This is a genomic window from uncultured Psychromonas sp., assembly GCF_947489755.1.
Lineage (GTDB): Bacteria > Pseudomonadota > Gammaproteobacteria > Enterobacterales > Psychromonadaceae > Psychromonas.
Map to the genome: position 1 here is coordinate 40,225 of NZ_CANLFB010000030.1, position 6,000 is coordinate 46,224.

General features: G+C 36.6%; 5 protein-coding genes. 4 read left to right on the top strand and 1 reads right to left on the bottom strand.

Translation table 11 applies throughout. From position 1 onward, the window contains the following. Positions 1–186 precede the first annotated feature (186 nt). The 4 genes from Q0794_RS14790 (at position 187) to purU (ending at position 5,099) form a co-directional block, all read left to right on the top strand. Complete coding sequence (locus tag Q0794_RS14790; protein WP_298943155.1) at positions 187–1,803, top strand: cation:proton antiporter; 1,617 nt, start codon at positions 187–189, stop codon at positions 1,801–1,803. A gap of 207 nt (positions 1,804–2,010) precedes the next feature. Further along, complete coding sequence (gene asnB, locus Q0794_RS14795) at positions 2,011–3,681, top strand: asparagine synthase B (RefSeq protein WP_298943156.1); 1,671 nt, start codon at positions 2,011–2,013, stop codon at positions 3,679–3,681. Between the two features lie 85 nt (positions 3,682–3,766). Next, positions 3,767–4,231, top strand: coding sequence for a YchJ family protein (locus Q0794_RS14800; protein ID WP_298943157.1), 465 nt, complete (start codon positions 3,767–3,769; stop codon positions 4,229–4,231). Positions 4,232–4,259: 28 nt separating this feature from the next. Then, positions 4,260–5,099 (top strand): formyltetrahydrofolate deformylase, encoded by an 840-nt coding sequence (gene purU / locus Q0794_RS14805; RefSeq protein ID WP_298943158.1) that lies wholly within the window; start codon positions 4,260–4,262, stop codon positions 5,097–5,099. A 171-nt stretch (positions 5,100–5,270) separates the two neighbouring features. Here purU and Q0794_RS14810 read toward each other — a convergent pair whose 3' ends face one another. After that, a complete protein-coding gene (locus Q0794_RS14810) occupies positions 5,271–5,873 on the bottom strand; it encodes a DUF3332 family protein (protein ID WP_298943159.1) in 603 nt (200 codons plus the stop codon). Positions 5,874–6,000 lie beyond the last annotated feature (127 nt).

Below are 6,000 nucleotides of genomic sequence, written 5' to 3' on the forward strand. Positions count from 1 at the left end.
TTGAATGACACGCCATTGATTATTAAAAAAATATAACTAATTAATTTTAATTTAAATTACGTTTCTATTAAGTAAGCAGAATTGGGGTTAAATATTAAAACCTAACTATTGGAAAATGATAGAATACAAAAACCTACAACATAATGAACCATCGACAAACAATTAAACATTCAAATAAGTGAATTCATGGATAGCACAATATTACTTTTTATAGGCGTTGCATTTACCTTTGGTATGCTGATCAATTTAACTGGCCTCCCTCCTATGGTGGGTTTTTTATTAGCAGGCTTTACCCTTAACTTTATTGGCTTTGAATCAACCGATAACCTTGTCACATTAGCTAATTTGGGTGTTACTTTATTATTATTTTCAATCGGTCTAAAACTAGATATACGTACCCTATTCAAGTCTGAAGTATGGGGCGGGGCAAGTATCCATCTTATCGCTAGTCTTATTTTCTATACCGGCATTTTATTTGTTATCAAGCAACTTGGTGTGTCTCTTTTTGCAGGTTTAGATATTTTCGGCATTGTACTCATCTCCTTTGCTTTAAGCTTTTCCAGTACTGTATTTGCAGTTAAAATATTAGAAGACAAGAGCGAAGCAAACTCGCTTTATGGGCGTATTGCGATCGGTATACTGATCATGCAAGATATTTTCGCAGTACTCTTTTTAACTATTTCAGTGGGTAAAATACCGTCTATTTGGGCGATCGGTTTAATTGCCCTTCCCCTGGTTAGACCGCTGCTATATAAATTATTAGACAAAGCAGGACATGGAGAACTACTGGTTTTATATGGCTTCTTTTTAGCGCTAGTCGTTGGTGCAGGTTTATTTGAAAGCGTCGGCATGAAAGCTGATTTAGGGGCATTAATAGCAGGTATGTTATTAGCTGGGCACCCAAGTGCAAAAGAAATGGCACGCTCATTATTTAATTTAAAGGAACTATTTTTAGTCTGCTTCTTTTTAAATATAGGTTTTGGTGGGTTACCTAATGTCGATCATTTAATGATTGCGGCTGTCTTATCAATATTACTCTTTGGTAAAATTGCTCTTTATTTTTTAACCCTCAGTAAATTTAAATTACGCTCACGTACGTCTTTATTTGCCGCGTTTAGTTTAGCGAATTACAGCGAATTTGGACTCATTGTAGCTTCACTAGCCACCCATAAAGGTTGGCTAACTAGAGATTGGTTAATCATTACCGCTATCGCTGTTTCGTTAAGTTTTATCATTGCCGCTTTATTAAATAAATATGCAGATGCAATTTACGACCGCTACCGAATCGCACTGAAGCGTTATCAAGCAACACGCTTACATTTAGATGACAGACCTGTTCGTGTGGGTGATGCGCAAATATTAGTAATGGGTATGGGCCGAATTGGCGTAGGTGCCTATGATGCGTTAAAAACTACCTATGGTGAAAAAGTAATGGGCATTGATTATAACCACCTAACAACATTACAGCATAGAGAAGTCGGAAGACGCGTGATCACAGGCGATGCGCTCGACTCTGATTTTTGGACTAAATTACAACTGACTAATAATATTAAACTGATTCTATTAGCGATGCCGGATCATAATGGTAACCGTTATGCAGCAGAGCAATTAAATAATATTCAAAACTGTAGCTTCAAAGTCGCCGCACTTGCTCATTATAAAACCGATGAACAAGAGTTAAATGCCCTAGGCGTTAATTTAGTCTTCAATATGTACGAGGAAGCGGGTGCAGGTTTTGCCCGCCATGTATGGACAGATTTCCAAGCTATTTTAGGTAAAAGTCCACAGAAAATGGACTTATAAAGAGAAATATCAATACATCAGTGATTTTTGTTAAAAAATTGTACTGATTTCGTGTGACTTTTGATGCTTATTCTGCAAAAATCATATCTCTCAATATGTTGATCTAGTTTGATCACGAAGCACGTCAGTTAATAAACTTGTGCTTAAAAGTAATTCAAGAAGTAACGGGTAACTTTACTATCCGTTTACAATAAAAAAGGTAACCCTATGTGTTCTATTTTTGGTGTGCTCGACATTAAAAGCGATCCTATCGCATTGCGCCAACAAGCAATTGAAATGTCAAAACTGCTTCGTCATCGCGGCCCAGATTGGTCTGGCGTTTATTCTTCTGATAAAGCGATCCTTGTTCATGAACGTCTTTCTATCGTTGACGTGAATACAGGTGCACAGCCTTTATACAATCAAAATAATACACACATACTTGCTGTAAATGGTGAAATCTACAATCACAAAGAATTAGCGAAAGAGCTAACGTGTGGCTATCAGTTTAAAACTAAATCTGATTGTGAAATCATTCTTGGTTTATACGAAGAAAAAGGAAATGCATTTTTAGATGACCTAAACGGTATCTTTGCTTTCTGTTTATACGACGAAGAAAAAGGTAAATACTTAATCGGCCGTGATCACATGGGTATTATCCCACTGTATCAAGGTTGGGATGAGCATGGTAACTACTATGTAGCCTCTGAAATGAAAGCATTAACACCTATTTGTTCAAAAGTATCTGAATTCCCACCAGGGCACTACTTAGACAGTGAAATCGGCGAGTTAACAAAATACTACACACGCGATTGGATGGAATTTGATGCAGTTAAAGACAATGGCGGCAGCGCGGCTGAAATTGGCGAGGCATTAGAAGCAGCGGTAAAACGCCAACTAATGTGTGATGTACCTTACGGTGTATTATTATCAGGTGGTTTAGATTCATCAGTGATTTCAGCAATCACTCAAAAATTTGCTAAGCAACGTATCGAAGATAATGATGAAACTGGCGCTTGGTGGCCACAACTACATTCATTCTCTGTTGGCCTTGAAGGTTCGCCAGATTTAGCTGCGGCACAAAAAGTAGCTGATGAATTAGGTACGGTTCACCACCCTATTATCTTTACCGTACAAAACGGTATTGATGCACTTAAAGAAGTTATCTATCACTTAGAAACTTACGATGTAACGACTATTCGAGCTTCTACGCCAATGTACTTAATGGCGCGTAAGATTAAAGCGATGGGTATCAAAATGGTACTATCAGGTGAAGGCGCTGATGAAATATTCGGTGGTTACTTATACTTCCATAAAGCACCTAATGCAAAAGAGTTCCATGAAGAGTTAAACCGTAAACTAAGCAAACTACACATGTTTGACTGTTTACGTGCTAACAAATCAATGGCCGCTTGGGGTATTGAAGCGCGTGTACCATTCTTAGACAAAGAGTTCTTAGACGTAGCAATGCGTACTAACCCTGAACTTAAAATGATCAAAGATGGCAAAATTGAGAAAAACATCTTACGTGAAGCGTTTGATGGTCAATTGTTACCAGAAGTTTTATGGCGTCAAAAAGAGCAATTCTCTGATGGTGTTGGTTACAACTGGATTGATACATTAAAAGCACATATTGAAACACAAGTAACAGATCTACAACTTGAGAGTGCGGAATTCAAATTCCCAATTAATACACCAGATACGAAAGAAGCTTACTTCTACCGTAGTATTTTTGAAGGTCACTTCCCACTTGATAGTGCAGCAGAATGTGTTCCTCATGGTAAATCTGTTGCTTGTTCAACAGTTGAAGCATTAGCATGGGACGCAAGTTTCCAAAACAATGCAGATCCATCGGGTCGTGCAGCGGGCATTCATAACGATGCTTACGCGCAAAAATAATGTCAGTATAAACTGAAATAATTAAAGCGCTCATTGAGCGCTTTTTTTATACCCTTTTTTTATAGATTTTTAGGGAAGTAAGAAAGTGAATACAAATAATTGTTTATGTAAAAGTGGTCAAACATACCAACAATGTTGTCAGCCTTTTCATCAACGACAGCAAAAACCTGATACTTGTGAGCAATTAATGCGTTCTCGATTCAGTGCTTTTTGTTTACAGTTAGGTGAATACTTATTTTCTACTTACCATCCCAACTTTCGTGGTGATTTAACGATTGAGCAACTCTCAGAAAAATCATTAAATTGGACAAATTTAGAGATTGTTGATGCTTATAATGGATTAGATAAAGGTACTGTGGAATTTAAAGCCTGGTATTTATTTGAAGATCAGCTGCATTGTCATCATGAACGTTCTAACTTCGTGAAAGAAAATGATCAATGGCTTTATTGCGATGGTACTTTTTATCCTGGTGAAAAATCAGGTAAGATACAGCGCAATGATACTTGCCCCTGTGGCAGTGGAAAGAAATATAAAAAATGCTGTGCTTAACAGTAGAATCGAATCAATAGAGAAAATAATGGAAAAGAAAACACTATTAACAAATTGCCCTGATTCAAAAGGGTTAATTGCACAAATTACTAATATCTGTCAAAAGCACCAATTAAACATCGTTAAAAATAATGAATTTGTTGATCATCAATACAATCGATTTTTTATGCGTACAGAAATTGAAGGCATATTTAATGATCACACGTTATTGGCCGATTTAGATTTAAATTTACCAAAAGGTTCTTCACGCGCGCTTATTAATGCAACAACGCGTAAACGTATTGTCATTTTAGTCACTAAAGAAGCACACTGTCTTGGTGATATCTTAATGAAGAGCACCTATGGCGGGATTGATGTAGAAATTGCGGCAGTCATTGGTAATTACGATGCATTAGAAGATTTAGTCACTAAATTTAATATCCCTTATCACACGGTAAGCCATGAAGGGCTAACACGTGAAGAGCATGAAGATAAAGTATTAGAAGCGATTGCACCTTATACGCCTGATTACGTTATTTTAGCGAAGTATATGCGTATTTTAACGCCTAAATTTGTTGAAACGTATTCAAATAGACTAATCAATATCCACCACTCATTCTTACCTGCTTTTATCGGCGCTAAACCTTACCAGCAAGCGTTTGATCGTGGCGTAAAAATTATTGGAGCAACCGCCCATTTTGTTAATAATGACTTAGATGAAGGTCCAATTATTACTCAAGATGTCGCTCATATTGATCACGCTTACAGCGCAGAAGATTTAGCAAAAGCAGGTAGAGATGTTGAGAAATCGGTATTAAGTCGTGCTTTACAGCAAGTGCTAGACGACAAAGTATTTGTTTACGCTAATCGAACGGTTGTTTTTAAATAGCTTTTAAATAGTTTTAAAATAGCCTTTAAGTAGTTTTTAAGTAGTTTTTAAACTATTTAAAACCCAAAAAAGCCTTAACTACTTATTAGATAGTTAAGGCTTTTGGTTATCTACTTTTATTGTCTGCTTCTTTCTACAAGCAGGTAACAATGAACCTCGTCAGTGAATCGACTAAGATTTTGTTTTATCTTTAGGTGTCATATAAGCTTGTAAATCATCAATTGAAGCCGTTGTCACATGCTCACCATTTAATGAGAAATTAACAAGCTCACCCGTTTTCTCACCACGTAATACTGCTTTTTCACCGTTTGTATAAACAATATCGTAATCGATAGTGTTTTCATTAACAGGATTAACTTCTACTGAATAGACAGACTTTTCAGTATCCGATGTTTTAGTAGCAGAATTTTGAGACAATGGTTTTAAAGGAGCCTTTCTTAATGATGGGTCTAAATCATCATTAATTTGATATTGTGTTTTCACTTCAGAATCAAAAATATGTGGGCTACCGTTTAATGGATTTGCTCCAGTCCAAAACTCAAGAGAGTTAAAAACGACAACATCAACAGCGAGCGTTAACGCATAAACAGGGAATAATAATATATTTACGCCGCCACGGGCGTATCGGTTATCGACAACTTCTAAGTTAAATTGCATCACCTTGTCTGTCACAGCGTTACTACCAACACAAGCCGATAAAGCACTTGTTAATGAAGCGACTGTCGCTACCATCGCAACTTTCTTAACCGCTACTTTAGACATTTTATTCATCATAAACTTTTTTTCCTACCCTGATATACAAACAAAAAAATAACTAATAAAAACTCATAGGTTGGACATTAAGAGGTAACCGCGTGCAAACCATATTGCAATCTACCTCTTTTTTTATCTCTGTCTGGGT

Bases quoted from the DNA above. Each gene is read 5' to 3' on its own strand.
- Q0794_RS14790 (WP_298943155.1), top strand. From the start codon at position 187: ATGGATAGCACAATATTACTTTTTATAGGCGTTGCATTTACCTTTGGT.
- asnB (WP_298943156.1), top strand. From the start codon at position 2,011: ATGTGTTCTATTTTTGGTGTGCTCGACATTAAAAGCGATCCTATCGCA.
- purU (WP_298943158.1), top strand. From the start codon at position 4,260: ATGGAAAAGAAAACACTATTAACAAATTGCCCTGATTCAAAAGGGTTA.
- Q0794_RS14810 (WP_298943159.1), bottom strand. From the start codon at position 5,873: ATGATGAATAAAATGTCTAAAGTAGCGGTTAAGAAAGTTGCGATGGTA.